This window comes from Pseudomonas putida (assembly GCF_050990305.1).
GTDB lineage: Bacteria > Pseudomonadota > Gammaproteobacteria > Pseudomonadales > Pseudomonadaceae > Aquipseudomonas > Aquipseudomonas putida_AH.
In genome coordinates, this window is record NZ_CP158817.1 from 412,215 (window position 1) to 436,438 (window position 24,224).

The 24,224-nt window shown below is 61.2% G+C and carries 28 protein-coding genes; 13 read left to right on the forward strand and 15 right to left on the reverse strand.

Annotation, left to right across the window (positions count from 1 at the left end; all coding sequences use genetic code 11):
* The 8 genes from gspF to gspM are packed head-to-tail and all read left to right on the forward strand — an operon-like array spanning position 1 to position 5,417.
* A complete protein-coding gene (gspF, locus tag ABTV22_RS01920; RefSeq protein WP_433738304.1) occupies positions 1-1,209 on the forward strand; it encodes a type II secretion system inner membrane protein GspF in 1,209 nt (402 codons plus the stop codon).
* A 3-nt stretch (positions 1,210-1,212) separates the two neighbouring features.
* The gene (gene gspG, locus ABTV22_RS01925) at positions 1,213-1,662 is read left to right on the forward strand and encodes a type II secretion system major pseudopilin GspG (RefSeq protein ID WP_433738305.1); all 450 of its coding nucleotides are present in this window, start codon (positions 1,213-1,215) and stop codon (positions 1,660-1,662) included.
* Positions 1,663-1,665: 3 nt separating this feature from the next.
* The gene (gene gspH / locus ABTV22_RS01930) at positions 1,666-2,133 is read left to right on the forward strand and encodes a type II secretion system minor pseudopilin GspH (RefSeq protein WP_433738306.1); all 468 of its coding nucleotides are present in this window, start codon (positions 1,666-1,668) and stop codon (positions 2,131-2,133) included.
* On the forward strand, positions 2,126-2,509 hold the full coding sequence (gene gspI, locus ABTV22_RS01935) for a type II secretion system minor pseudopilin GspI (protein WP_433738307.1): 384 nt from the start codon (positions 2,126-2,128) through the stop codon (positions 2,507-2,509). The genes gspH and gspI overlap by 8 nt, the downstream gene beginning before the upstream one ends.
* A complete protein-coding gene (locus ABTV22_RS01940; protein WP_433738308.1) occupies positions 2,499-3,032 on the forward strand; it encodes a type II secretion system protein GspJ in 534 nt (177 codons plus the stop codon). The genes gspI and ABTV22_RS01940 overlap by 11 nt, the downstream gene beginning before the upstream one ends.
* Complete coding sequence (locus tag ABTV22_RS01945) at positions 3,029-3,859, forward strand: general secretion pathway protein GspK (RefSeq protein WP_433738309.1); 831 nt, start codon at positions 3,029-3,031, stop codon at positions 3,857-3,859. The genes ABTV22_RS01940 and ABTV22_RS01945 overlap by 4 nt, the downstream gene beginning before the upstream one ends.
* Positions 3,856-4,962: a type II secretion system protein GspL gene (gspL, locus tag ABTV22_RS01950; RefSeq protein WP_433738310.1), complete on the forward strand. Its 1,107-nt coding sequence runs from the start codon at positions 3,856-3,858 to the stop codon at positions 4,960-4,962. The genes ABTV22_RS01945 and gspL overlap by 4 nt, the downstream gene beginning before the upstream one ends.
* The gene (gene gspM, locus ABTV22_RS01955; RefSeq protein WP_433738311.1) at positions 4,959-5,417 is read left to right on the forward strand and encodes a type II secretion system protein GspM; all 459 of its coding nucleotides are present in this window, start codon (positions 4,959-4,961) and stop codon (positions 5,415-5,417) included. The genes gspL and gspM overlap by 4 nt, the downstream gene beginning before the upstream one ends.
* A 100-nt stretch (positions 5,418-5,517) precedes the next feature.
* Here the strand turns inward: gspM and ABTV22_RS01960 are convergent, their stop codons facing one another.
* Positions 5,518-6,780: an MFS transporter gene (locus ABTV22_RS01960; protein WP_433738312.1), complete on the reverse strand. Its 1,263-nt coding sequence runs from the start codon at positions 6,778-6,780 to the stop codon at positions 5,518-5,520.
* A 119-nt stretch (positions 6,781-6,899) separates the two neighbouring features.
* Here ABTV22_RS01960 and ABTV22_RS01965 point away from each other — a divergent pair, with 119 nt between their 5' ends.
* From ABTV22_RS01965 to ABTV22_RS01985, 5 genes are all read left to right on the forward strand, one after another.
* Positions 6,900-7,802 (forward strand): LysR substrate-binding domain-containing protein, encoded by a 903-nt coding sequence (locus ABTV22_RS01965; protein ID WP_433738313.1) that lies wholly within the window; start codon positions 6,900-6,902, stop codon positions 7,800-7,802.
* Positions 7,803-7,973: 171 nt separating this feature from the next.
* Positions 7,974-8,285: a type II toxin-antitoxin system PemK/MazF family toxin gene (locus ABTV22_RS01970; RefSeq protein ID WP_433738314.1), complete on the forward strand. Its 312-nt coding sequence runs from the start codon at positions 7,974-7,976 to the stop codon at positions 8,283-8,285.
* Between the two features lie 710 nt (positions 8,286-8,995).
* Positions 8,996-9,220 (forward strand): DUF6124 family protein, encoded by a 225-nt coding sequence (locus tag ABTV22_RS01975; RefSeq protein WP_433738315.1) that lies wholly within the window; start codon positions 8,996-8,998, stop codon positions 9,218-9,220.
* Positions 9,221-9,392: 172 nt separating this feature from the next.
* Positions 9,393-9,617 carry a DUF6124 family protein gene (locus tag ABTV22_RS01980; RefSeq protein WP_433738316.1) on the forward strand — a complete coding sequence of 75 codons (225 nt, stop codon included), beginning with the start codon at positions 9,393-9,395 and terminating at the stop codon, positions 9,615-9,617.
* 172 nt (positions 9,618-9,789) lie between these two features.
* A complete protein-coding gene (locus ABTV22_RS01985; protein WP_433738317.1) occupies positions 9,790-10,014 on the forward strand; it encodes a DUF6124 family protein in 225 nt (74 codons plus the stop codon).
* A gap of 154 nt (positions 10,015-10,168) precedes the next feature.
* Here the strand turns inward: ABTV22_RS01985 and ABTV22_RS01990 are convergent, their stop codons facing one another.
* Genes ABTV22_RS01990 through ABTV22_RS02055 form a run of 14 tightly spaced genes read right to left on the reverse strand, consistent with a single transcriptional unit; the run spans position 10,169 to position 24,113 of the window.
* Positions 10,169-11,395 carry a beta-ketoacyl-ACP synthase gene (locus tag ABTV22_RS01990; protein ID WP_433738318.1) on the reverse strand — a complete coding sequence of 409 codons (1,227 nt, stop codon included), beginning with the start codon at positions 11,393-11,395 and terminating at the stop codon, positions 10,169-10,171.
* The gene (gene fabG, locus ABTV22_RS01995) at positions 11,395-12,123 is read right to left on the reverse strand and encodes a 3-oxoacyl-ACP reductase FabG (RefSeq protein WP_433738319.1); all 729 of its coding nucleotides are present in this window, start codon (positions 12,121-12,123) and stop codon (positions 11,395-11,397) included. The genes ABTV22_RS01990 and fabG overlap by 1 nt, the downstream gene beginning before the upstream one ends.
* Entirely contained in the window at positions 12,120-12,593 is a 474-nt protein-coding gene (locus tag ABTV22_RS02000; RefSeq protein ID WP_433738320.1) for a hotdog family protein, read from the reverse strand. Before ABTV22_RS02000 ends, fabG begins: the two co-directional genes overlap by 4 nt.
* Positions 12,590-13,786 (reverse strand): beta-ketoacyl-[acyl-carrier-protein] synthase family protein, encoded by a 1,197-nt coding sequence (locus tag ABTV22_RS02005; protein WP_433738321.1) that lies wholly within the window; start codon positions 13,784-13,786, stop codon positions 12,590-12,592. Before ABTV22_RS02005 ends, ABTV22_RS02000 begins: the two co-directional genes overlap by 4 nt.
* Positions 13,783-14,376, reverse strand: a complete 594-nt coding sequence (locus ABTV22_RS02010) for a hypothetical protein (RefSeq protein ID WP_433738322.1) — start codon at positions 14,374-14,376, stop codon at positions 13,783-13,785. Before ABTV22_RS02010 ends, ABTV22_RS02005 begins: the two co-directional genes overlap by 4 nt.
* On the reverse strand, positions 14,376-15,098 hold the full coding sequence (locus ABTV22_RS02015; protein ID WP_433738323.1) for a class I SAM-dependent methyltransferase: 723 nt from the start codon (positions 15,096-15,098) through the stop codon (positions 14,376-14,378). The genes ABTV22_RS02010 and ABTV22_RS02015 overlap by 1 nt, the downstream gene beginning before the upstream one ends.
* Positions 15,095-16,342 carry an NAD(P)/FAD-dependent oxidoreductase gene (locus tag ABTV22_RS02020; RefSeq protein ID WP_433738324.1) on the reverse strand — a complete coding sequence of 416 codons (1,248 nt, stop codon included), beginning with the start codon at positions 16,340-16,342 and terminating at the stop codon, positions 15,095-15,097. Before ABTV22_RS02020 ends, ABTV22_RS02015 begins: the two co-directional genes overlap by 4 nt.
* A complete protein-coding gene (locus tag ABTV22_RS02025; RefSeq protein ID WP_433738325.1) occupies positions 16,329-17,489 on the reverse strand; it encodes a sodium:proton antiporter in 1,161 nt (386 codons plus the stop codon). The genes ABTV22_RS02020 and ABTV22_RS02025 overlap by 14 nt, the downstream gene beginning before the upstream one ends.
* The gene (locus ABTV22_RS02030; RefSeq protein WP_433738326.1) at positions 17,486-19,825 is read right to left on the reverse strand and encodes an MMPL family transporter; all 2,340 of its coding nucleotides are present in this window, start codon (positions 19,823-19,825) and stop codon (positions 17,486-17,488) included. Before ABTV22_RS02030 ends, ABTV22_RS02025 begins: the two co-directional genes overlap by 4 nt.
* Positions 19,809-20,501: an outer membrane lipoprotein carrier protein LolA gene (locus ABTV22_RS02035; protein WP_433738327.1), complete on the reverse strand. Its 693-nt coding sequence runs from the start codon at positions 20,499-20,501 to the stop codon at positions 19,809-19,811. The genes ABTV22_RS02030 and ABTV22_RS02035 overlap by 17 nt, the downstream gene beginning before the upstream one ends.
* Positions 20,498-20,923, reverse strand: a complete 426-nt coding sequence (locus tag ABTV22_RS02040) for an acyl-CoA thioesterase (RefSeq protein WP_433738328.1) — start codon at positions 20,921-20,923, stop codon at positions 20,498-20,500. Before ABTV22_RS02040 ends, ABTV22_RS02035 begins: the two co-directional genes overlap by 4 nt.
* Complete coding sequence (locus ABTV22_RS02045) at positions 20,916-22,460, reverse strand: HAL/PAL/TAL family ammonia-lyase (RefSeq protein ID WP_433738329.1); 1,545 nt, start codon at positions 22,458-22,460, stop codon at positions 20,916-20,918. The genes ABTV22_RS02040 and ABTV22_RS02045 overlap by 8 nt, the downstream gene beginning before the upstream one ends.
* The gene (locus ABTV22_RS02050) at positions 22,441-23,382 is read right to left on the reverse strand and encodes a glycosyl transferase (RefSeq protein ID WP_433738330.1); all 942 of its coding nucleotides are present in this window, start codon (positions 23,380-23,382) and stop codon (positions 22,441-22,443) included. The genes ABTV22_RS02045 and ABTV22_RS02050 overlap by 20 nt, the downstream gene beginning before the upstream one ends.
* Positions 23,379-24,113, reverse strand: coding sequence for a glycosyltransferase family 2 protein (locus tag ABTV22_RS02055; protein WP_433738331.1), 735 nt, complete (start codon positions 24,111-24,113; stop codon positions 23,379-23,381). Before ABTV22_RS02055 ends, ABTV22_RS02050 begins: the two co-directional genes overlap by 4 nt.
* Between the last annotated feature and the right edge of the window lie 111 nt (positions 24,114-24,224).

The following is a 24,224-nucleotide window of genomic DNA, read 5'->3' on the forward strand; positions in this document are numbered from 1 at the left end:
GTGCCGACGTTCGATTACCGTGCGGACGATGCCCAGGGCCGGCGCTGCAAGGGCCGACTAGAAGCCGACAGTCCACGCCATGCCCGGCAACTGATGCGCGAGCGAGGTTTATGGCCGCGTGAGCTGCATGAGGTCAAGGTGGGTAGTGGTAGCGGGACACAGCCACGGGGCGCACGCCTCAGCGCCGCGGACCTGGCGTTGCTGACACTGCAACTGTCCACCCTCGTTCAGGCGGGTTTGCCCCTTGAGGAAGCCCTGGAGGCCGTAGCTCAACAAAGTGCCAGGCGAAAGGTCGCCAGCTTGTTATCGGCGGTCAGGGGCCGAGTGATGGAAGGCCATGCGCTTTCAACCGCACTGGGCCTGTTTCCCAAGGCTTTCCCCGAGTTGTTTCGCGCCACTGTCGCTGCCGGTGAACGTTCCGGCCATTTGGGCGATGTGCTGGAGCAGTTGGCGGCTTACACACAAGCGCGTCAGGCCTCGCGGCAGAAAATCCAGATGGCCTTGGTCTACCCGTTGATCCTGATGCTGACCAGCGCGGCGATCGTCGGTTTTCTGCTCGGTTACGTAGTGCCAGACGTGGTGAAAATTTTCGTCGATAGCGGTCAGGCGTTGCCTTGGCTGACCGTGGCGTTGATCGGTGTGAGCGATGGCTTGCGCAACCACGGGCTGCTGTTGCTCGGCGGGCTGGTGATACTGGTCAGCCTCTGGCGCTGGGGCATGCACCAGCCGGTCTGGCGACTGCGCTGGCATCGCCTGGCTTTGAACCTGCCGATGATCGGCGAGGTGTTGCGAGCGATGGAGGCGGCGCGGTTTGCCAGCACCCTGGCGATTCTCGGCAAAAGCGCGGTGCCGTTGGTAGACGCCCTGGAAATCGCCGCCGCGGTGATCGGCAACCTGACCATTCGTGCACGCATGGCCGATGTCGCCCGCTCGGTCCGCGAAGGCGGCACCTTGACCCGTGGCCTGGAACTGAGCGGCGATATTCCCCCGATGATGTTGCACATGATCGCCAGCGGTGAACGGGCCGGCGAACTCGATCGCATGCTTGCCCGCGCCGCCGAACAACAGGAAAGCAGCCTGGCAGCGCGCATCGCCCTGTCGGTGAGCCTGTTCGAACCGGCCATGCTCGTGTTGATGGGCGGCGTCGTGCTGCTGATCGTCCTGGCCATCCTGCTTCCCATACTCAGCCTCAACCAATTGGTGAATTGACCGATGAATGCTCTATGTCACAGAACGTCCCAGCGCGGTTTTACCCTGATCGAAATCATGGTGGTGGTGGTCATCATCGGCATTCTCGGCGCCATCGTGGTGCCGCAATTCATGAGTCGCCCCGATCAGGCAAAAGTCACCGCGGCCAAAACCGATATCCAGGCCATCGCCACCGCCCTGGAAATGTACCGCCTCGACAACTTCCAATACCCCTCGACACAGCAGGGCCTGGAGGCTCTAAGCAAACGCCCCTCCGGGCTGCCGGCGGCGCGCAATTGGAACCCTCAGGGTTACCTCAAAAGCCTGCCCGTGGACCCGTGGGGCACGCCCTATCAATACCTCAATCCGGGTGTGAGATCGGTCGATGGCAGCTATGACCTGTACTCCCTCGGCTCTGATGGTGTGACAGGTGGCGAAGGGCATGCGGGCGATATTGGCAATTGGGGCGGCTGATTCATGCGGCGCCGCTGTCGGGGTTTTACTTTGCTGGAACTGATGATCGTCATCGTGCTCATCGGCGTGCTGGTGGGCATGGTGAGTTTTGCCACAGGGATGAACCCGGCGCGTCAGGCCAGGCAAGAAGCGCAAGCACTGGCGGGAGTGATTCGACACTTGCGTGAACGGGCGGTGCTCGACAGTCAGGAGTACGGCGTTCGGCTGAGCACCGAAGGCTACCGGGCAATGCGGCTTGAGGCCCGTGGCTGGGAGCCGATGACGGCGCTGTCTCGATGGCCGGACGGCTTGCGACTGCGGTTGGAATACGACGGGCACTTCGTGAGCCTGGGCACTGATGAAGGGCCGCCCCAATTGCTGATGCTCAGCAGTGATGAAACCAGCACGTTCACCCTGACCTTCGAAACCCAGGGTCGAAGCGGGTTGAGCCTGTCCAGCGATGGCATCGGTGAGGTGGTGATCGATGGTTAGGCGCTCGTTCACGCGTCGCATGGACGGCTTCACGTTGCTGGAGATCATGGTGGCACTGGTGGTTTTCGCGACCCTGGCGACGGCCGTGTTGTCGGCGAGCCAATATGTCATCAAGCAAGCGGGCGCAGTCGAAGAGCGACTGATCGCAGCGTGGGTTGCGGACAACCACTTGAACGAACTTCGCCTGCAATCGGCTTTGCTCATCGGTCAGTCGCAACAGGTGGTGCAAATGAATCATCGCCACTGGTTGGTAAGGCAGAGCATCCGCACCGCAAGCGCCCCCCAGCTGCTGGCGGTCGATGTCGACGTCAGTCTGGACGGCCGCGATCAACCCGTGCACCGCGCCAGTGGCTGGATCCCCCATCATGGCGAGTAGGCAAGTCGGGTTTACCTTGCTTGAACTGGTGATCGCCATGGCGGTATTCGCCTTGTTGGGACTGGCCAGTTGGACCCTGTTCGACACTGTGCTGCGTGTGCAACAAGTCACCCTGACACATGAGCGTGAATTGCGAGGGCTGCAACGCGCAATCGCGGTGATCGAACGCGATCTGTTGCACATCACCGAACAACCCATCGTGCTGGAGCAGACGTTGCTGCATTGGCAGCGCAGCCATTGGCGAAACCCGCAGGATCTGCCACGCAGCGAACGACAGGCACTGACCTATCGTTTCGAAAACGGCGCGTTGTGGCGCGAAAGTCGGGGTGAAGGCGCATTGATCGTGCAGCGGCAGAAACTGCTGGGCGATGTTCGGCACGTGAGTTGGCGTCTGTTCGACGCTCAGGCCGGTTGGCGCAGTGATGGGCACGTGAAAGCGCCGTTGGCGCTGGAGATGCAACTCTCTGCGGGACGCTTCGAGGCGATCCGCCGGGTGCTTCTAATGCCGGAGGCGTTGCCATGAGGGGACGTCAACGTGGCGTTGCGCTGATCAGCGTTTTGCTGGTGATGAGTCTGGCGTTGTTGATCATCGGCGGTGTATTGCGCAGCCACCGTTTGATGCTGCAAAGCAGTGGGCTGCAGTTGCAACAAATGCACATGCGACAACTTGGTATGGCTGGGGAATCCTTGGCGTTGTCGCTGCTGCAGGCTCAGGATAAAAACCGTGATCTGATGGCTGAGCAAGCAGCAGACTTCGAAATCGAGGATGCGCGAATCCATGTGGTGATCGAAGATCTCGCCGGGCGTTTCAATCTCAACGCCATCTTGATTAAGGGACAGATCGATCAGGTCACGCTCCATCGCTGGAAACGTTTGCTGGCGCTTCTTCAAATGCCAGATCTGCAGTTGGAGCAGGTGGGCGCATTGCGAGAAGTGAGCCAGTTGCGCCTGCTTCCGGGTGTTGATGGTCAGTTGTTGGGGCGTCTGGAACCCTGGGTCGCGCTGCTCCCAACTGACGCCGCATTGAACATCAATACGGCACGGCCGCTGGTGCTGCGCACGCTCGATGGTATTGAAGCGGCAACGGCGGATGCGTTAGTGCATCAACGTACGACGAACCCGTGGCCGAGCGTGCAGGCCTTTACCCTGGACCCGTTGCTGGCTGGGGCCGAGGTGAGCAGTCATGGCCTGGGCATCGATAGCCGCTGGTTTCGGATCACGGTCGAGGTGACTCACGGGCAGAATCGCTTGCGTCTGGGCGCTGATGTCGAACGCGACCCCAAGACACGTCAACTCAAAGTCCTGCAACGACGTTTACTGCCGTTCAATTCCCTCGAGATTACCCAATGAAAACCTGGCTCTACCTCACCGCCGAAGGCGTGGCCGCCTGCGCGCTCGACTGGCCGAGTTGCATGTGGTCGCCATCCGGTCAGCGACAACTCATGTCTCTGAGCCAAGCGGCCCGGACTTTGGACGGCCAGGCGGTCGATTTGCTATTGCCAATGGAGTTATGCAGTTGGGTGCGCAGTGAACCCTGGCCCTCCAGGCGTCGACCGGATACGCAAACCATCGCCTTCGCTGTTGAAGAGCAGTTGAGCGAAACGCTGGAAAACCTGCACTTGAGCGTTGGCGGCCATGACCCACAAGGGCACTACCCGGTGATGGTGATTGATCGGGAACGCTTGAGGGCCGTGCTTGCGCTGCTGGTTGAAGCGGGAATTGAGGTGCGCTCAGTGTTTGTCGATGCCGACGTGTTACCCCATGACCAGGCTATCGGTGTTCGGTGGTTCGGTCGCTGGATACTCGGTGGCGGGTTGCCCGCTCGCCTGTCGGTGGCGGATGACGACTGGGCACTGCTCCAGCCGGGCTTGCCAGCGGACATCCAATGGCTTGATGAGCGCCAGGACATTGCCGATATCGACCAGTGGTTGAACCTGGAAAGCGGGCAAGCCGTCAATTTGCTGCACGGTGAATTCGCACGGCGTAGAAAGCACCTGCCTTGGCGCCTGGGCGGGTTGGCGATGCTGATGCTGTTGCTCCTGAACTGGGCTGCCACTGAGGCGAGAATCCACTTTATCGAAAGCGAAACCCGTCAGCTTTACAGTCGCAATGAGCAGCAATTCAAGGCGCTTTATCCGCAGCAGACCCGCATCGTTGATCTAGCGGCACAACTCAAAGCACTGCAAAACCGCAGTGCGGAGCCTGAGGGCAAGCGTATTGCAAGCCTGGTCCATCTGGTCGAGCAAGTCATCGGCGCCGGCAACGTCGACGTGCAGCGCATTGAGTTTCGTGAGGGCGACGGTTGGAAAATCCAGCTGTCCGCCAACAGCTTTGCGCAGCTGGAGTTGTTGCGTGAACGTGGCCGCCAGCAAGGCCTACCGGTAAGACTCGACAGCGCCAACAAGGAAGGCGATCGAGTGCAGGCCACCCTGACCATGGAGCAAGGCGTATGAAATCGACCGGGCTTCGGGCGGTAACGATGCAGCGCTGGCAACGCCTGGCCATCCGCGAGCAACGACTGTTGCTCATCCTGAGTGTATTTATCCTGGGCGTGGTGGCTTTCAGCCTGATTTGGCAACCCACGCAACAACGATTGGCGACAGCCGAGCGTCAGTACCAGCAGCAACTGGCGGTGGCCGCACAGCTGCTACAGGCGCGACCTGGCAACAGTGCTTCCGAACCCACTGACCGGGCGCTGTCGCTGCGTATCAGCGAAAGCGTCGGCATTTCCGGGCTGGAGATGCATCAGATGGACACCGATAACGATCTGTTGCGCCTGACCCTCAGCGGCGATGCCAAGGCCTTGCTGTCATGGCTGGACCGTATGGAGCGCGAAGGCGTCACGCTGCAATTGCTAACACTGGAAAGGCGCGACGCCGCATTGCACGCCCAAATAACACTCAAATAACCCCTGTAGGAGCTGCCGCAGGCTGCGATCTTTTGCCTTTGATTGTTAAAGGCCGGATCAAAAGATCGCAGCCTGCGGCAGCTCCTACAAGGGAGCGGGTTTACGGCAATGGCGGCAGTTTCGCCAGTTTCAACGCTACCCCCAACGCCACCAGCAGCAACCCGCCAATGAACAGGCCGATGCCATTCCAGCCACCGACATGCCAGAACACTCCGCCGGCAGTACCTGCGATGCTCGAACCGGCGTAGTAGCTGAACAAGTACAGCGATGACGCCTGGCCCTTGGCCTTGGTGGCGCGTCGGCCGATCCAGCTGCTGGCCACCGAGTGGGCGCCGAAGAAGCCGAAGGTGAAGACCAGCATGCCGAAAATCACCAGCGGCAGTGGCGTGAACATCGTCAGGGCGAGACCGGCGATCATCAGCACGATGGTGCTCCAGAGCACCTTGCGACGGCCCAGTTTGTCGGCCAGCGAGCCGATTTTCGCCGAGCTGTAGATGCCCGATAGGTACACCACCGAGAGCAGGCCGACGAAGGCTTGTTCCATGTGGTACGGCTCGGCCAGCAAGCGGTAACCGATGTAGTTGAACAGGGTGACGAATGCGCCCATCAGCACAAAGGCTTCGAGGAACAGCAGCGGCAGGCCGGCATCGCGAAAGTGCATGGTGAAACCGTCGAGCAGGCTGCGCGGATGCAGCGAACGGGAGCGGAAGTTGCGCGATTCGGGAAGGATTTTCCAGAACACCGCTGCCGCGATCAGCGCCAGGCCACCGATCACCAGCATCGCCGTGTGCCAGCTGACGAAGTCGATCAACACGCCGGTAATCAAGCGTCCGCTCATGCCGCCGATGGCGTTGCCGCCGATGTACAAACCCATGGCCAGGCCGATGTGTTCGGGGTGAATTTCTTCACTGAGATAAGTCATGGCGACTGCCGCCAGGCCACTCAGGGACAAGCCGATGAGCGCACGCATGATCAGCACGCCATGCCAGCTCGGCATCATCGCGCTGGCCATGGTGCACAGTGCGGCGCAAAACAGTGCTGCCACCATCACCGGTTTGCGCCCCACGCGATCGGAGATCGGGCCGGTGATCAGCAGGCCGATGGCGAGCATGCCGGTGGCCACCGAGAGAATCAGGCTGCTTTGCGCTGCGTTGATGGAATATTCGTGGGACAGCAGCGGCATCATCGGCTGCACGCAGTAGAGCAGGGCGAAGGTCGCGAAGCCGCCACAGAACAATGCCAGCACGGTGCGCATGAACGCCGGCGTGCCTTTTTCGATGTAGATCTCTTTCAGTTCAGCGACAACGTCGTCCTGTACGGCAGGAGAAGCTTCATGGGCAAGTGGAGCGACAGCAGTTTTCACGGTGGACCTCGGATGCGTACAGCCGGTCAGGCAATGAAAAAAGCATATAGCTGGCTAATGATTCAATCCAATATATTGTTCGACCTGTTTGATAGCTTTAACGACCTAATGAGGTTTTCATGGAACTGCGCCATTTGCGCTACTTCATCGCCGTCGCCGAAGAACTGCATTTCGGCCGCGCCGCACAGGTGCTGGGCATCTCCCAACCGCCGTTGAGCCAGCAGATTCAGGCGCTGGAGCAGGAGGTCGGCGCGCGATTGTTCGAGCGTACCAATCGTCGGGTCGAGCTGAGTGAGGCCGGTCGGCTGTTTCTGGAAGAGGCGCGGCTGGTGCTGGCGCAGGTCGACAAAGCGGCAGATGTCGCGCGGCGCGCGCAGTTGGGTGAGCTGGGCGAACTGAAGATCGGCTTCACGTCGTCGGCGCCGTTCAACTCGACCATTCCCCAGGCGATCTTCGCGTTTCGCCAGCGCTTCCCGGCGGTGCACCTGAACCTGCGGGAAATGAGCAGCACGCAGGTGGCCGATGCGCTGGTGGACGAATCGATCGAGGTCGGGATCATGCGGCCGCTGGGGCTGCCTGACTCGCTCAACGTGGTCGAGTTGATGCGCGAGCCATTGGTGGCGGTACTCAGCTCCAAGGATCCGTTGGTGGAGGGCAGTGAAGAGGGGATATACCTGTCCGCACTGGCCCTCGAACCCTTCGTGTTTTTTCCACGCAGCTACGGCAGCGGGTTGTACGCCCAGCTATTGAGCCTGGCGCGGGATGCAGGGTTCAGCCCGCACTTTGCGCAAGAGGCCGGGGAGGCGATGACGATCATTGGACTGGTGGCAGCGGGGCTGGGGGTGTCGGTGTTGCCGGCGTCGTACCGACGGATGCGCATCGATGGTGTGGTGTATCGACCGTTGCTGGACCCGGCGGCGGTGTCGGCGGTGTGGCTGGTGCAGCGCAAGGATCAGAAGTCGGCGATGGCTCGGGCGTTTGTGGAGTTGTTGACGCGGAAGGTTGAAGGCTCAGGCGTATGAGATCGTGGATCTTCAATGAGGACATTCAAAGTAACGGATCGAACTTAGTGGTTTTCTGGAATCTTGCGCAGAATCGATTTCTTTTGCCGAGTGCCAAGGATGCCACTTCTATATCAACCAAAGGAAGGCAGTGTATTGATCTGTGATTTCAGGGGCTATGAAGTGCCTTAAATGGTCAAGATCAGACCGGTTGTAGTGATTCGAAAACACAGAACGAACAGCTTGTTGGTAACGGTTGTACCGTTGAGTACCACTGCTCCGGACTCTGCCCTTGAACACCATTTGGAGCTAGCTAACCATCTTCAAGGAGCAACACCAACCTGTTGGGCAAAATGCGATATGGTCGCAACTGTGAGTCTCTCCAGACTGGATCGAATCAAGACTCGGGATCGCCAGGGAAAGCGAACTTACGTCATTTCACAACTTGAAACAGACGAGTTCGCCGCAATCAAAACCGCGGTGCGCAGGGCGTTAGGGTTGTGATGGCGTAGAAACTGGTACAGATAGGCGAGTTGCTACCTGTTGTTCCCGATCTTTTTTCGATCAATACTATCGATGTTCCCGAAAGGGGCTTGTGAGACTCTGAGGATCCTGGATAACCAGCCATCGCAGAGCCAGGCAGGTACAAGGGCGATGACAAGCCGACCTGTTTGTGAAGGGGCGCCGAAAGGCGCCCTTTGTCGTTTCTGATGTTTCTGAAAAGGTTGACGGCCGCGCCGTCCTTCGCGGGCAAGCCCGCTCCCACAGGTCAGCGCATGACCCTGTGGGAGCGGGTTTGCCCGCGAAGGCGTCCGCCAAACACCAAAAAAGCATCAGCCAAACCGCGATCTACCAGATATTTCACCCTCGTCCGTAAGACTTTTCTGAAATCCCTCCAACAGGCTACGGCGCCTTGCGGCGCTGCCTACACCTACTCCAGAATCCGCCGGCTTGTGCGCTTCGAGGGCCATCGCTAACTTGATTCGCGTCACTGATGGTCAGTGATCGGGTTTAGTAGCCCATAGCAAATCGCAGTGCATATGCGTTCCTGATAGGCAGGTATATCCATACCTGCCCTTGACGGTAGCTGTGCGCAGGGCGCCTTTGGGCGCGCCGGTTTGCGCTTTGCCCGGTCTACTAACCTGCGTACAGCTGCCACCCTTCTGATGAATAGTGATTCGGTGTCGGCTCTCCCTTCTACAGGACACTGAACCATGACCCATTCGCCCAGCCCGATCCTCCTCATCGCCCCCGATATCGACAACCACACCCTGCTTGAATACGCCTGCGTCTCCCTGGCCTCCGCCAGCGCCATGGCCAGCGACTTCGCTCGAAACCTGAAGGAGTCGGATGGCCACATTCTGTTGGGGATCCAGCAGTCGATCATGCTGGGGGAGATGGCGGTGAGTCGGGTGCTGGGTAACCTCGATCCACCATGACTCGCGCATGAGCGCATCATCGTGAACGGACGCAGATCCGTAGGAGCCGGCTTGCTGGCGATAGCCCAATGTCAGGCGACATCAAAGTCAATTGATCCACCGTTATCGCCAGCAAGCCGGCTCCTACAGGTATTGCGTTTGTGGCGTTATCGGCCCTACAGGACACTGAACCATGACCCATTCGCCCAGCCCGATCTTCCTCATCGCCCCCGATATCGACAACCACACCCTGCTTGAATACGCCTGCGTCTCCCTGGCCCCCACCAGCGCCATGGCCAGCGACTTCGCCCGGAACCTGAAGGAGTCGGATGGCCGCATTCTGTTGGGGATCCAGCAGTCGATCATGCTGGGGGAGATGGCGGTGAGTCGGGTGCTGGGTAACCTCGATCCACCATGACTCGCGCATGAGTGCATCATCGTGAACGGACGCAGACCCGTAGGAGCCGGCTTGCTGGCGATGGCCCAATGTCAGGCGACATCAAAGTCAATTGATCCACCGCTATCGCCAGCAAGCCGGCTCCTACAGGTATTGCGTTTGTGGCGTTATCGGCCCTGCAGGACACTGAACCATGACCCATTCGCCCAGCCCGATCTTCCTCATCGCCCCCGACATCGACAACCACACCCTGCTTGAATACGCCTGCGTCTCCCTGGCCTCCACCAGAGCCATGGCCAGCGACTTCGCCCGAAACCTGAAGGAGTCGGATGGCCACATTCTGTTGGGGATCCAGCAGTCGATCATGCTGGGGGAGATGGCGGTGAGTCGGGTGCTGGGTAACCTCGATCCACCATGACTCGCGCATGAGCGCATCATCGTGAACGGACGCAGATCCGTAGGAGCCGGCTTGCTGGCGATAGCCCAATGTCAGGCGACATCAAAGTCAATTGATCCACCGTTATCGCCAGCAAGCCGGCTCCTACAGGTATTGCGTTTGTGGCGTTATCGGCCTATCGCCAGCGCTTGAAGATCAGCGACGTGTTCACCCCGCCAAACGCAAAATTGTTGTTCATCACGAACTGATTGCTCATCTGCCGGAACTCGCCGCGCAGGTAGTCGAGCTTGCCGCAGTGCGGGTCGACTTCGTCGAGGTTGAGGGTGTGCACGTACAGGTCGCGGTTGAGCATTTCGATGCTGAACCAGGACTCCAGCGCACCACACGCGCCGAGGGTGTGGCCGAGGAAGCTTTTTTGCGAACTGATGGGCATGCGTTCGCCGAACAGGCTACTGGTGGCCAGGGTTTCGGCGATGTCGCCCTGTTCGGTGGCGGTGCCGTGGCCGTTGACGTAGCCAATGGCCGACGGTGCAAGGTCAGCGTCTTCCAGCGCCAGTTCCATGGCCCGGCGCATGGTGATTTGCTCCGGACGGGTGGTGTGCTGGCCGTCGGCGTTGCTGCCGAAGCCGACGATCTCGGCGTGAATATGTGCGCCCCGCGCCAGGGCGTGTTCCAGTTCTTCCAGCACCAACATGCCCGCGCCTTCGCCGATCACCAAGCCGTCGCGGCCAGTGTCGTAGGGACGTGGAGACAAGTGTGGCGTGTCGTTTTTCAGGCTGGTGGCGTAGAGCGCATCGAAGACCATCGCCTCGGTCGGGCACAGTTCTTCGGCGCCGCCGGCGAGCATCAGTGGCAGGCGGCCGAACTTGATCGCCTCGTAGGCATAACCAATGCCCTGGCTGCCGCTGGTACAGGCGCTGGAGGTGGGGATCAAGCGGCCGGTGAGTCCGAAGAAAATGCTGATATTGGCCGCCGTGGTGTGCGGCATCATGCGCACGTAGGAGTTGGCGTTCAGGCCTTCGGCTACCGAGTTGAGCAGCATGTTGCCGAATGCCTTGATCTCGTCGGTGCTGCCGGTGGACGAGCCGCAGGCGACGCCCATGCGTCCGTCCTTGATCGATGCGTCCCCTAATAACCCGGCGTCGGCCAGGGCGTACTCCGAGGCGGCAACGGCCAGCCGTGAAACCCGACCCATGCTGCGTAGCTGTTTGCGGGTCCAGTGGCTCGGTACTTTGAAATCATCAATGGGGCCGGCCAGGCGAGTGTTGAGCTCGGTGAAACGGTCCCACTCGTCCATCCGACGGATGCCGCTGCGGTTGGCCGCGAAGTGGCCGGCGATGGTGTCCCAATCATTGCCCAACGAGGTGATTCCGGCCATGCCGGTGACGACGACGCGCTTCATCAGCAAAGGCCTCCGTTGACGGCCAGGACCTGCCGGGAGATGTACGAGGCTTCCGCCGACATCAGGAAATTCACCGCGCCGGCCACCTCTTCCGGGGTGCCCATGCGTTGTGCGGGAATCATTTTCATCAGCTCTTCCACCGGCACATTTTCATCGAGCATCGCTGTGTCGATCAGGCCGGGTGCGACACAGTTGACGGTGATTTTTCGCTTGCCCAGCTCGATCGCCAGCGCCTTGGCCGCGCCGATCAACCCGGCCTTGGAGGCACTGTAGTTGACCTGGCCACGGTTGCCGATCAGCCCGGACACCGAGGTGATGCAGACAATTCGCCCGGCGGCGCGACGTCGGATCATCGGCATCATCACTGGGTGCAGCACATTGTAGAAACCATCGAGATTGGTGCGCATCACCACATCCCAATCATCCTCGCTCAGCGCCGGAAAAGCACCGTCACGGGTCAGTCCGGCGTTGAGTACCACGCCGTAATAGGCGCCATGGGTTTCCACATCGGCTTCGAGAATGGTTTTGCAAACGGCGCGGTCGGACACGTCGAATTGCAGGATGCGCGCCTTGCGTCCCAGGGCCTCGATTTCATTCTGGACCGCCATGGCCTCGCTCAGCCCACTTCGGCAATGCAGCACGATGTCGTGACCGGCCTGGGCCAGGCGCAGGGCGATGGCGCGGCCGATGCCACGGCTGGAGCCGGTGACAAGTACGGATTCAGTCATGGCTGCGTTCCTTGTGAAGAGCCTTGGGGTTCATGGAGATAGTGGGTCGCCTGGGGCGGACGGTACACATTGAGACGAGCGGTCGCGTGGATGCCCGGCGCGTTGATGTGGCATTCGAACACACCCATGCCGTTGTCGTCTTCCAACGAGCGAAGGCCGTGAATGGTCAGCTCGGTGCCCGCAGGAAAACGCTCGACGTTGCACTCGAACTTGCGACTGCCCAACAAGAAACCAAGCTCCACCTCATCACCGCGCTGGCGCGCACGGCAACCGGCGAAGGCGGCGACACTCTGGGCCATCAGTTCAATACCGACCCAGGCCGGCAGGCTGCCATCGGGGAGGTTGAACAGGCCGTCGGGCTTGACCGTGAGGCAGGTAGAAATCTGCTCTTCATCGAACGCCAGGATCCGGTCGATGAGGATCATGTCGCCAGCGTGGGGCAGCAGTTCGGCGAGCGGCCAGTCAATCATGGGGCGTCTCCGATAATCAGGCTGACGTTGTTGCCACCGAAAGCGAAGGAATTGCTCATCAGGTAGCGGGGACCAGTGGACGTCAGGTGATCGCCTGGGGTCACCCATTCAAGGGCGGGCAGTTCAGGGTCCGGTTGGCCGTCCCAGAGATGAGGTGGTAACGCATGCTCGCGGTTATCCGTGCTCAGGCTCAACCAGCAGAACGCAGCTTCCAGCGCGCCGGCCGCGCCGAGGGTGTGCCCGGTCATGGGCTTGGTCGATGAACAGGGCACGCCGGCCGGGAACAAGGTGGCGACGGCCTGACTTTCCATGGCGTCGTTGTGTTGCGTGGCGGTGCCGTGCAGGTTCAGGTAACTGATCTGTTGCGGTTGCAAGTGAGCCTGGCCCAAGGCCTTGTGCATCGCCTGCAAGGCGCCACGACCGGAAGGTTCCGGTGCGGAAATGTGGTGCGCATCGGAACTGGCGCCGCTGCCGAGCAGAGCAATCGGCTGGTTGTCGCCAGCCTGCTTGCTCATCAGGAACAGCACGGCGGCTTCGCCAATGTTGATGCCGTTGCGATTCACCGAGAACGGGTTGCAACGCTGATCCGACACCGCTTCGAGCGCCGTGAACCCGTTGAGGGTCAGTTTGCACAGGCTGTCGACGCCGCCGCACAGCACCACGTCGCAGACACCCAGATCCAGCAGGCGCTGGGCACTCATCAACGCCCGTGCGCTGGAGGTGCAGGCGGTGGAAATCACATAGGCCGGGCCGCTCAGTTGCAGCCAATCGGCGAGGAAGTTCGCCGGGGCGCCAAGTTCCTGCTGCTGGTAGTCGTACTCCGGTGGGAACTGATTGTCGCGGATGTACTCGGCCAGACCTTGGCTCGCTTCGTGGATGCCGGAGGTGCTGGTGCCCAGCACGACACCGATGCGATCACGGCCGTAAGTCTGGATTGCTTGATCGATGTCCTGACGAATTTGCAGGGTGGCTTCCATCAGCAACTGATTGTTGCGGGTGTCTTGCCGGGACAATTCAGTGGGAATCGCCACCAGTTCGCCACGCACCGCGCCCACCGGCAAAGACCGCTGCGGCACCCAGCCCGCTTCGCTGCGCATGCCGGAACAATCGCCGGCAAACAGATTGCGCGCGACTTCGTGCTTGTCGCGACCCAGGGAGCAGATCACCCCGAGGGCATTCAGGTAGGCGGTCATGGTGTCTCTCCGCTCAGCGGCGTGACGTGGTATTTGGGGCCTTTGGGCAGGTTCAATTCAAAGTTCATCGGTTGTGAGTAACGGACGTCCCAGCGCTCCGGAAAAGAGCGTTGAGCGCCATGTTGCCAAGCGGCAGGGTAGTTGCCGGATAGCTCGTCCTTGGGTGTCAGCGCAAACAGCAGCGCGGCGAACAGTTCCCGGGCCTCCGGGTTGGGCGGTAGCAGCCCATCGGCACGCCACTCTCCGTCCACCAGTTGCTGCCGAGCCTGAGGAATGCCCAGCAGGTCCATCATCGACCAGCGAATGGCCGGGCCTTCCTGCTGGATCACCAGCACCCAATCCTGGCGTTGTTCGGCTTGCAGGCGTTCGATGTGCAATTGCAGCGGCAAGGGCAGCGCCGGCGATTTCTCAGGCATCGGTGCCCGGCTGGAGCAGGCGCTCAACAACAGGGCTACGCAAAACAGCAGAACACCGACTACACCTGTGGGAGCGAGCCTGCTCGCGAAGAGGGCACTACATCCAACATGTTTATTGACGGATGTACCGTTTTCGCGAGCAGGCTCGCTCCCACAGGGGTTGTTGTGGAACATCACACAGCACCTTCCAACGGTTTACGCGCCACCACATTGACCAGGGTTTCTTCGCGCTGGCCAAAGGGTTTCGGTTTACGACCCAAGCGTTCCAGCAAACCGAAATCCTTGGCGCGGCTCCACCACAAGTAGGGATAAGACACGTTCTGTTCGCCAAATTCGAAACCCTGGCGGCGAATCATGTCCAGGTACTGCGCCGCACTTTTCTGCACTTGCATCGGGTGGCGAAACAGCCAGCGAATGACCCAGGTATCAATGTAAGCCTCGGTGGATTCGGCGAACAGCAGATAACCGCCAGGCTTGAGTACGCGGAAGAACTCGGCCAGTGCCTGTTCCTGTTCCACCAGATGATGGAAGGTCTGATGACAGAACAGCAGGTCGACGCTGGCATCCGGTATCTGAAGGTTCGCGCAATCGCTGCCGAGCAACTCCACTTTTATACCCTGATTGACCGCTTCTGCACCGCTGCGGTTCAGACTATGGGGGTCGGCATCTACGCCGATCAGACGTCCGGGCATGAAGGTCTGGCGCAGGTACTGGAATGACTTGCCCTGACCGCAACCGGCGTCCAGCAGCACCGGATGGCTGGGTGGGGCTTCGCTGAACAAGCTGCGCAAATCATCGATCGCCACGCGCAACACATAGTGCTGCCAGGTGCGGCTGCGCAGGAACCACAGGCCGAAACGGGTTTCCTCGACGTAAGTCTTGCTCAAATAGTTCATGAGGCATTCCTTGCGCAGAATTCTGAAATCACCTTCAACCGGCGTTTGGCCTCGCTGACGAACGGGTTGCGTTCGTCCCAGGCATACCCGGCCAGGATCGAGCTGATCATGCGGCGAATCTCCGCCGAGCTGCCCTCATGGAAAATCACGTCCTGGAAACTCCCGGCGTACCAGCCTTCGACATAGCAGCGGAAGGTGTCGACGCCGCGCTTGAGCGGTACGGCGAACTCCCGTTGCCAGTCGACCGTTTCGCCTTGCAGTTGGCGGTGCAGAACGCCTGCCGCCATGCTCGCCGAGCGCATGGCGATGGTCACGCCGGAGGAGAATACCGGGTCGAGGAACTCCGCGGCGTTACCCAGCAACGCAAAACCCGGCCCGTGCAGGGTTTTGACGTTGGCCGAGTAACCGCCAATGGTTCGCGCGGGCGTATCCCACACCGCGTTGTTCAGTACCCCGGCCAGGCTTGGGGTTTCTTCAATGAAGCCGCGCAGGCAATCGTCCAGGTTGCCTGCGCGGCCCTCGAAATGCTCCTTGGCGGCGACCACGCCTACTGAACACCGCCCGTTGCTGAACGGGATGGTCCAGAACCAGACATCGCGCTGGGTCGGATGGGTGGTGACGAGGATCTTGGTACGGTCGAAACCCGGGTGCTCGATATGGTCCTCGACGTGGGTAAACACCGCTTGGCGTACCGGGAAGTTCGACGGTGCCTCGAGGTCGAGCAATCGTGGCAGGACGCGCCCGTAGCCACTGGCGTCGAGCATGAAATCGGCTTCGATGCGGTACGCGCTGCCGTCCTCGCGACGCACATCCAGCCAGGGTTTGCCTTGATCGATGTCGACGCTGACGATGGCTTCGCCATAGCGGATTTCCACGCCTTGCAGTGCCGCCTGATCGGCCAGCAGTTGGTCGAAATCGGCGCGCTGCACCTGGAAGGTCGTCGGTTTGCCGTGGGTGAAGGTTTCACTGAAATCGAAGGTGCTGTACTGCTCGCCCCAGGCAAAGGCGGCACCGGTTTTCAGCTGAAAACCGGCGGCGTTGACAGCGTCGAGCATGCCCGCCTCTTCGACGAAATCCAGGCAGTGGCATAACAGGCTTTCGCCGATGGAAAACCGTGGGAAATGCTGGCGCTCGATCACCAGCACATCGTGCCCCTTGCGCTTGAGCAGCGCAGCGGCGATGGCACCCGAAGGGCCTGCGCCGATAATCACGATCTGGCGACGTTGCATTTCAACGGTTGGCATGGGGGCTCCTTGCCGGGGCGGCAGCATTCAGGGGAATCCGGTGCATGCCGGCCAGTGCCGGCAGCAGTGTCGCAACCAGGCCCATCAGCATCAACGCAAAGTACAGCGCCGGGCTGATGAGTTGTTGTTGCAGCAGCAGGTTGAGAAACACGATTTCGCTCAAGCCGCGAATATTCAGCAGCACACTTTCCCGCCAACGGCTGGCGCCCTGGAACGAGGCGCCCGCCCACGCGAGGCCAAGCCAGTTGCCCAGCAATTTGCTGGCAATCGGCAACAGCAGCAGCGCCGCAAGTTGTGTCCAGCCGAGGCTGTCCATCGCACTGTGGACATTGATCTGCACGATGCCGAACGTAAGGATCAGCGGAATCGCCAGGTAGGTCTGCAAGCGGCTCATCCAGATCGCTGGCAGCGGCAGCACCAGCGGTGCCTTCAACGCGGCCATGATCAACACATAACCGATACCGAAAATCAGCGCGTTGAGCTTGTAGTGCTCGGCCACCACCAGCAGGGCGAAAAAGCCCAGGCTGTACAGCCACAATTGACGCAAGCCCAGCAGCCTCAGCACTACCGGCAAGCAGGCGCCGACCAATGGCAGCAGCAGGCTACTCAGGTGCAGGGTGCCCTGGGCGATGGCGAATAGGGTCCAGCACGTGAGGTCGATGAGAATCGCGGTTTGCACCAGTCGCCGGGTGGCGGTGGGCGGGTAATCGATGTGCCGCAGGTACAGGTACAGCACCGGGATCGCCGTGATGGCGAACAACAGACCGACCGCCAGGGAGCTGAGCCAGGGTTGCGGCGGCAACAGCCAGAAGGCCGTGGCGAGTCCGCCGGCAAATGGAATGCAGAAGCTCGGCAGGGCGATTTTCAGGCTTTGGCGGTCCAGATGCAGGTCGATCACGTCGCTGAGGATGTAGCCCAGCAACAGCGCGAAACTCAGGCTGTAGAGGTTTTTCAGCCAGGTCGGCGACACCAGCGCCGCACCGCTCAATTGCCATTGCGGTTCGATCCAGAAGTACATCAGCAACGGCAAGCCAACGGTCGCCAATAGCAACTGGCTGACGATCGGGATCAAGCCGAAGTGGCGGCCGAGCCGGGTCGCCAAGGCGAACAGCATCAGGGCCATGACCCAGAACAGAGCGGTCATCATGTTGTCGGCTCCGAGACCGTAGCTGCATGCGCGTGGCGACCGGCCCAAGGGGCGAGCATGAAGCTGAACATCAGGCCCAGGCTGACGGACAGGCCGAAATTGCTCACCGCCGGCGTACTCGACACCGCCAGCAGGCCGAACGACAGCCAGGTGGTCAACGCTGCCAGCAAGGTGCCCAGCAGGCTCACGGCGGCGCCGCCCACCTGTTCGCGCATTAGGATCGCGTAGTCGACGCTGATGGCCGTCACCAGCAGCAGGCCGAACAGGCTGAACAGGGTCAAGGGCTGCCCCAGCCAGCCGAGACTGGCCAGGCTGCACAGTGCCGCCAACAGCGGCAGGGACACGATGCGCAACGCGCCGCCGATGCCGAACGGCAGAATCAGCACCAGCACGATCAGTACACAAGAGGCGAGTTTCAGCTCGGCGGCACTGACCTGTGTCGCCGCGAACACGCTGTTCAGCTCGCCCAGACGATCCACCAGTTTCACGCCGGGCAAGTCCCTGGTCTGGACCTGCAACAGCGACGGATTGTTCAGGCCTTGCAGGCTGACCATCGCGGCCACGCCGCTATCGGTCGGACCCAGCCACAACAGGCGATACGGCTCGGCCAAGGGGCCGGCCAGCGCGGCGTTGATGTCTTCGACGGGCAGTGCCTGCAAAGTCGTCAGCTCGGCTTGCAGTGCCTCGACGGGCACGCCGACATCGAGCAACGGCTGCCAGAACTGTGGCAGTTTGTTCAACGCTTCGCGCACCTTGCGCTGTTCGCTCGGTGGGCTGACCAACTGGTTGAGCGACAGATAACCCTGAAGTTTTTCCAGGTTGACCAACTGATCAAGACGTTCGATGAGCGCTGACTGGCGATCGAGCAATTGCTGCTGATCGGCCGCCTGCACCAGGAAGAACTGGCTGGTGGGTTGGTAACCGGTAATCCGGGCAATGGTTTTTGCTTCGTCGGTCAATTGCTGCGGTGCGCCGACCCATTGGCGGATGTCATTTTTCGTCTCGAGCTGCAACAGGCCACCGGCGCAAAAGGCAATCAGCAGGGCCAGCAATACGGGCGTGCTCAGGTGTTTGAGTAATGCATCACGCATCCCCAACAAACTCTCAGATAGCTTCAACGGCCATTGCGCCGGGCGCAGTTCAAGGCCCTTGAGCAATGCCGGCAACAGGCAAACGGCGGACAAATAGGCACCGAGCAGGCCGGCGGCGGAGAACACGGCAATCTGGGTGAGTGCGGGGAACGGCGTCCAGGCCAGCGCCAGGTAACCGATGGTGCTGGTGATCAGGCTCAGGGTCAGGCCCGGCAGGGTCAGGCGCAGGGCCGGCCAGCTGCGCCAGGGTTTCAGGCTCCAGCTCTTGGACAGGTAATGCAGCGGGTAATCGACGGCGACGCCGATCAGGCTCGAACCCAGCACCAGCGTCATCACGTGCATGTGGCCAAACAGCGCCACGCAGGCCACCGCGCCGAACAACATGCCCACCAGTACCGGGACGAAGGCCAGCAACACGCGCCAGCGACGGAAGGCCAGCAACAGCAACAGCAGAATCCCGGCCGTGGCACCGCCGCCGACCCAGGTCATTTCACGGGAGGCTTGTTTCTGGCCGTTGGCGGCATACAGCAGGCCGCTGGCCGCCAACAGTTGAACGTCGCTCCCGGCAGCTTCTTCGCGGCTGTGCTCAAGCAGGTTGGCCACTTGCAGCGGCAGGTTCATGTCGAAGGCATTGCCGGTGGTGCGCGCGCGCAGCAACACCCAGCTCTTGCCGTCGGCATCGGCGATCAGGGCACCGCTGCCGATGTCCAGTTGCACCGAACCGCGTTGCGGCTGGCTGTTCTGAATGCGCCCGGTCAGACCCAGCCAGTCTTCCTGGCTCGGCACCAGGCTGAAACCGGTGAATGGGTCGAACAGTGCTTGCACCCGCTGCTGAATGAAGGCGTCGGGATGCTCGATCAGTTGCTGGCGATCTCCCTGCGAAAGCATCGCCAGGCGACCTTGCAACAGCTGCGTGCGCAGCGCCGGCAAATCGGCTTGCAGGTTCCACTGGACCTTTTCGAACAGGCCGCTGGCTTGCCACTGATCACCCAGTTTCTGCGCCATGGCGATGGCTTGCTGGCGGTCTGTGTGGCCGACCAGCACCAGCATTTCGCGGTTGAGCGGTTCCTGCATGCGTTGTTCGGCACGCAGTTCCAGGGCGTCAGGGGCGGTGCCGGGCACCAGTTCCATCAGGTTGGCCGACAGCGGTGCACCGTCGCGCCATTGCCAGCCGGCGAGCGCCAGCACGGCCAGCAGCAGGATCAGGAACAGCCACGGCAGCCTGCGCTCACTCGGCAAAGTCATGTTGCTCCGCGTCGCTCAATGGTTGGGCGCTGGTGCTGTCCTGCATGCGCAACAGGGTGCTGTCACCCTGGGTTTCCAGCAGTTCGATGCTGTGCACCAGTTCGCCCCCGGTGATGTTGATCTGATTGAACACCTGCTTGAGCAGCATCGAGCGCGGTACCAGCGTCAGTTGCCAGTGTTGCGCATCGCCGCTCAGCGACAGCTCGAAATCCCGTTGCAGTCCAGTGCTATCGCCCTGCAGCACGGCGAGGAACAAGCGGTTCTGCTCGGCACCGGCGCTCTTGTTCGGCAGCATCTGCCAGCCGCTGGCATCACGCCGGGCAATGCCCTTGGCGGTGATGCGGTAATCCTGTTGCAGCGGTGTTTTCAGCAGCCAGAGCAAACCATGGTTTTTCGCCAGGACGAAGGTGCCCTTGCTGGTCAGCGGCTGGGGCAGGGCGCGCAGGTGTTTTTCCTGGATGAAATTGCCGTGAATCACCTCGGGTTTGGCCAGTTGATCGCTGAGCTGTTGCAGATCGAAGGCATGGGCTAGCCCCGGAATGCCCAGTAATACGCTGATCACTGTAGGAGCGAGCATGCTCGCGAAAAACCTGAGAACTCCGCGGGGTGTCAGGTGCCCAGCGTCTTCGTTAACGACCATCGCGAGCGAGCTCGCTCCTACAGGGAAGAGCATCATGGCAGGGCCCTCTCGACGGCGTCGGTGAAGACTTTGGGCGAGGCCAGCTGCATCTCGCGGCTGTTCATATCGACGGCGACCTGCACGGAAACGGCGCGGGTCAATCGTTCACCGGTTAGCACATCGCTGATCAGGTAGTTGATCTTCAGACGGTTCTCCCACTCCACCAGATTGGCGCGCACGTTCAGGCGCTGGCCGAACACCGCACCGCGCACGTAGCGCAGTTGCAGGTCGATCACCGGCCAGGCATAGCCCGCTTCGGACATGGCGGCGTAGTTGTGGCCGATCTTGTCCAGCAATGCGCAGCGGGCGACTTCCAGGTACTTGATGTAATGGCCGTGCCAGACGACGTTCATGCTGTCGACATCGAAGAACGGCACGAGGATTTCCGTATCGGTGTGGAGCACTCCTTTGCTACGCATGCAGCCTCCAGTGTTGTTCGGCGATTCGTTGCAGGCACAGGCGCAGTTCGCCTTCCAGTGCGCGGTCTTCGATGACCGGCGGGAAATCCTTGGCCAGCTCGGTATGCATGGCGGCCAGGGCGGGTGGCAACGGGCGTGCGTCTTCGGCCTGAGCACGCAGCCAGACGCCTTGATTGGCGGCCAACAGCGTGGCGGCGGCGACCTGTTCGGTCAGCTCCAACACGCGAATCGCATCACGGGCAGCGATGGTGCCCATGCTCACCTTGTCTTGGTTATGGCACTCGGTAGAGCGCGAAAACACACTGGCCGGCATGGTGTTTTTCAGCGCTTCGGCGGTCCAGGCGCTGGCGCCGATCTGTACGGCCTTGAAGCCGTGGTTGAGCATCGCGCGCTCGGCGCTGGCGCCAGACAGGTTGCTCGGCAGACCGTGGTTGTAGCGTTCGTCCACCAGCAGCGCCAGCTGGCGATCCAGCAGGTCGGCAACGTTGGCCACCAGGTTTTTCAGGCTGTCCATGGCGAAGGCGATATGCCCGCCATAGAAGTGCCCGCCGTGCAGCACGCGCTCGGCTTCGGCGTCGATGATCGGGTTGTCGTTAGCGCTGTTGAGCTCGGTCTCGATGAACGAACGCAGCCAGTTCAGGCTGTCGGCCAGCACACCGAGGACGTGGGGCGCACAGCGCAGGGAGTAACGGTCTTGCAGGCGGTGCAGCGGAGCGGTCGGCGCGTCGATGGCCAGGTCTTTGCGCAGCCAGGCGGCAACTTGCATCTGTCCCGGATGCGGCTTGGCGGCGAACAAGCGCTCGTCGAAGTGCTCCGGATTACCTTGTAGCGCGACCACATTCAACGCGGTGATGCGGGTGGCCAGTTGCAGCAGGTAATCGGCGCGGGCGTAGGCCAGGCAGGCGAGGCCGGTCATCACCGCCGTGCCGTTCATCAACGCCAGGGCTTCTTTCGGGCGCAGTACCAGAGGCTGCCAACCCAGTTCGCGGTGTACGTCGGCAGCCTGACGGCGTTCGCCGCGATACATCACTTCGCGCTCGCCCGACAGGGTCGCGGCGACATAGGACAGCGGTGTCAGATCGCCGCTGGCACCCACCGAGCCTTCCTCTGGAATCAGCGGCAGGATGTCGTGTTCGAGGAACGCTTGCAGGCGTTCCAGCAGTTCCACGCGCACTCCGGAAACCCCGTGACACAACGACTGCAGCCGGGCCGCCAGCACCGCGCGGGTGGCTTGGGCGTCGAGCAGCTTGCCCAACCCGCAGCCGTGGAAGGTGAACAGGTGCTGCGGCAGCGCCTCGACGTGATGCAGCGGCACCGCCACTACGCAGGAATCGCCGTAACCGGTGGTCACGCCATAGATCACGCCTTCCTTGTCCAGCAGGGAGTCGAGGAATCGTGCGCCTTTGGCAATACGCTCGCGGTACGCGGGGTCGTCCTGCAATCGCGTCGGCGCCTGTCGGTTGGCCAGAGCCAGCACGTCTTCGATGCGCAAAGGGAGTTTGCCGAAGGTTACCGGCTCAAGCGTTGGCGTCGTCATCGGTCTTCCAGAAAGGGTAAAAGTTGAACCATTGTTGAGGGGCCTGGAGGCAATAGTGACCCAGGCGCTCGGCATAGCGGCAAGCCCACTGATGAATGACCTGCTCGCGGTCGCTGCGCTTCCAAGTGATTGCGTCAGCAAACGGTTCAATGGTCAGTCGGTAGTCGCCGTCAGGTTTTTTCAGGCACAGCAGCAGGTTGATCGGGCATTTCAACAGGCCGGCCAGCAGCCATGGGCCTTGCGGGAATTTTGCCGGGTGGCCAAGGAAGTCCACGATCACGCTGCGCCCGCCATGCAACGGTACGCGGTCGCCGGCAATCGCCAACCACTCTCCGCGCTCCAGGCGTTCATGCAATTGCAGCATGATTACCGGGTCCAGTTCACTGACCTGAATCAGGCGCAGGTTGGTCGCGCCGGCTTCACCGAGCAAGCGGTTGAACTGCTCGGCGTGCTTGGTGTGCACCAGCACGTTCATCGTCACCTTCTCGCCGATCTCCGCCAGCGCGCGACAGACTTCCAGATTGCCCAGGTGCGCCCCCACCAACATCTGCCCGCGTACGCCACGCAATTGGTTGCGCAGTAGGGCCGGGTCGATGATTTCGATCTGCTCGATGCTCAGTTTGCCGTTCCACACATCGAGCTTGTCGAGCATGGAGTCGGCAAAGGCCATGAACTGGCCGAACACCCGCCACTGGGTCGGGCGCAGTTCGTTGCGACCACTCCAGTCGGCGAGTCGCTGCTGGTACTGCCAGGCGCTGTGGCGGGCGCTGCGCCCGAACAGGAAAAAGTACAAAACGATGCCGTACAGCAATGGGCTCAACAGGCGCCGCCCGAGCACTTTGGCGGCGAATGCAGTGAGCTTCATCAGCCAGAAGCTGCCGCGCTCCTCGCGATCGGCCCAGTGTTGTTTGTCGACGCTCATGTACGCCACCGCCGCCAGAGAATCACAGGTGAGCGCAGTAACATGCCGAAGAACAGCCGGGTATGCATGCTCGAAATCAACACGTTGTCGTGGAACATCCGAAAGTGCGAAACGCCATCCAGGGGGTAATGAACCCGGGTTTTGAGCCACTGCATCGGCTGATTGCGCCAGGCCAGGCGCACCAGGATGTCCGAGTCGAAATCCATGCGCTTGCCGATCTTTGCACTGTCGATCAGCTCGAGCACCGGTGTTAGTGGATAGACGCGAAAACCGCACATTGAATCGCGAATCTGCAACGACAGGGTGTTGATCCAGACCATGACGTGGGTCAGGTAGCGGGCGTACAGGCGCCCCTTCGGCACACTGGCATCGTATTGCGGGTAACCGCAGATCACGGCGTCGGGGTGGGCACGCGAGTGTTCGATAAAGCGTTGCACGTCTTGCAGGTCGTGCTGACCATCGGCGTCTACCTGCAAGGCATGACTGAAGCCCAGGCGCGACGCTTCACGCAGGCCGGTCATCACCGCGCCACCCTTGCCCTGGTTGGCGGCGAGGCGGATCAGGTGAACGTCGTTGCGGTGGGCCAGTTGATCCAGAACCTGGGCGCAGGGTTTGTCGCTGGCGTCGTCCACCAGGATGCAGGGCAGCCCGCTGGCTTGCAGCGCGTCGACCACGGTGGTGATCGCGGTTTCGTGGTTGTAGACCGGGATGACGGCGCAGGGGTTATGCATGTTGGGATACGTCTGCTGTACCGAGGTGTTTGCTTCGCGAGCAAGCCCGCTCCCACAGGGGCAGCACAGATCCACTGTAGGAGCGAGCCTGCTCGCGAATGAGTGCGAAGC

Bases quoted from the DNA above. Each gene is read 5' to 3' on its own strand.
- gspG (WP_433738305.1), top strand. From the start codon at position 1,213: ATGAATGCTCTATGTCACAGAACGTCCCAGCGCGGTTTTACCCTGATC.
- gspH (WP_433738306.1), top strand. From the start codon at position 1,666: ATGCGGCGCCGCTGTCGGGGTTTTACTTTGCTGGAACTGATGATCGTC.
- gspI (WP_433738307.1), top strand. From the start codon at position 2,126: ATGGTTAGGCGCTCGTTCACGCGTCGCATGGACGGCTTCACGTTGCTG.
- ABTV22_RS01940 (WP_433738308.1), top strand. From the start codon at position 2,499: ATGGCGAGTAGGCAAGTCGGGTTTACCTTGCTTGAACTGGTGATCGCC.
- ABTV22_RS01945 (WP_433738309.1), top strand. From the start codon at position 3,029: ATGAGGGGACGTCAACGTGGCGTTGCGCTGATCAGCGTTTTGCTGGTG.
- gspL (WP_433738310.1), top strand. From the start codon at position 3,856: ATGAAAACCTGGCTCTACCTCACCGCCGAAGGCGTGGCCGCCTGCGCG.
- gspM (WP_433738311.1), top strand. From the start codon at position 4,959: ATGAAATCGACCGGGCTTCGGGCGGTAACGATGCAGCGCTGGCAACGC.
- ABTV22_RS01965 (WP_433738313.1), top strand. From the start codon at position 6,900: ATGGAACTGCGCCATTTGCGCTACTTCATCGCCGTCGCCGAAGAACTG.
- ABTV22_RS01970 (WP_433738314.1), top strand. From the start codon at position 7,974: ATGGTCAAGATCAGACCGGTTGTAGTGATTCGAAAACACAGAACGAAC.
- ABTV22_RS01975 (WP_433738315.1), top strand. From the start codon at position 8,996: ATGACCCATTCGCCCAGCCCGATCCTCCTCATCGCCCCCGATATCGAC.
- ABTV22_RS01980 (WP_433738316.1), top strand. From the start codon at position 9,393: ATGACCCATTCGCCCAGCCCGATCTTCCTCATCGCCCCCGATATCGAC.
- ABTV22_RS01985 (WP_433738317.1), top strand. From the start codon at position 9,790: ATGACCCATTCGCCCAGCCCGATCTTCCTCATCGCCCCCGACATCGAC.
- ABTV22_RS01990 (WP_433738318.1), bottom strand. From the start codon at position 11,395: ATGAAGCGCGTCGTCGTCACCGGCATGGCCGGAATCACCTCGTTGGGC.
- fabG (WP_433738319.1), bottom strand. From the start codon at position 12,123: ATGACTGAATCCGTACTTGTCACCGGCTCCAGCCGTGGCATCGGCCGC.
- ABTV22_RS02000 (WP_433738320.1), bottom strand. From the start codon at position 12,593: ATGATTGACTGGCCGCTCGCCGAACTGCTGCCCCACGCTGGCGACATG.
- ABTV22_RS02005 (WP_433738321.1), bottom strand. From the start codon at position 13,786: ATGACCGCCTACCTGAATGCCCTCGGGGTGATCTGCTCCCTGGGTCGC.
- ABTV22_RS02010 (WP_433738322.1), bottom strand. From the start codon at position 14,376: ATGTTCCACAACAACCCCTGTGGGAGCGAGCCTGCTCGCGAAAACGGT.
- ABTV22_RS02015 (WP_433738323.1), bottom strand. From the start codon at position 15,098: ATGAACTATTTGAGCAAGACTTACGTCGAGGAAACCCGTTTCGGCCTG.
- ABTV22_RS02020 (WP_433738324.1), bottom strand. From the start codon at position 16,342: ATGCCAACCGTTGAAATGCAACGTCGCCAGATCGTGATTATCGGCGCA.
- ABTV22_RS02025 (WP_433738325.1), bottom strand. From the start codon at position 17,489: ATGATGACCGCTCTGTTCTGGGTCATGGCCCTGATGCTGTTCGCCTTG.
- ABTV22_RS02030 (WP_433738326.1), bottom strand. From the start codon at position 19,825: ATGACTTTGCCGAGTGAGCGCAGGCTGCCGTGGCTGTTCCTGATCCTG.
- ABTV22_RS02035 (WP_433738327.1), bottom strand. From the start codon at position 20,501: ATGATGCTCTTCCCTGTAGGAGCGAGCTCGCTCGCGATGGTCGTTAAC.
- ABTV22_RS02040 (WP_433738328.1), bottom strand. From the start codon at position 20,923: ATGCGTAGCAAAGGAGTGCTCCACACCGATACGGAAATCCTCGTGCCG.
- ABTV22_RS02045 (WP_433738329.1), bottom strand. From the start codon at position 22,460: ATGACGACGCCAACGCTTGAGCCGGTAACCTTCGGCAAACTCCCTTTG.
- ABTV22_RS02050 (WP_433738330.1), bottom strand. From the start codon at position 23,382: ATGAGCGTCGACAAACAACACTGGGCCGATCGCGAGGAGCGCGGCAGC.
- ABTV22_RS02055 (WP_433738331.1), bottom strand. From the start codon at position 24,113: ATGCATAACCCCTGCGCCGTCATCCCGGTCTACAACCACGAAACCGCG.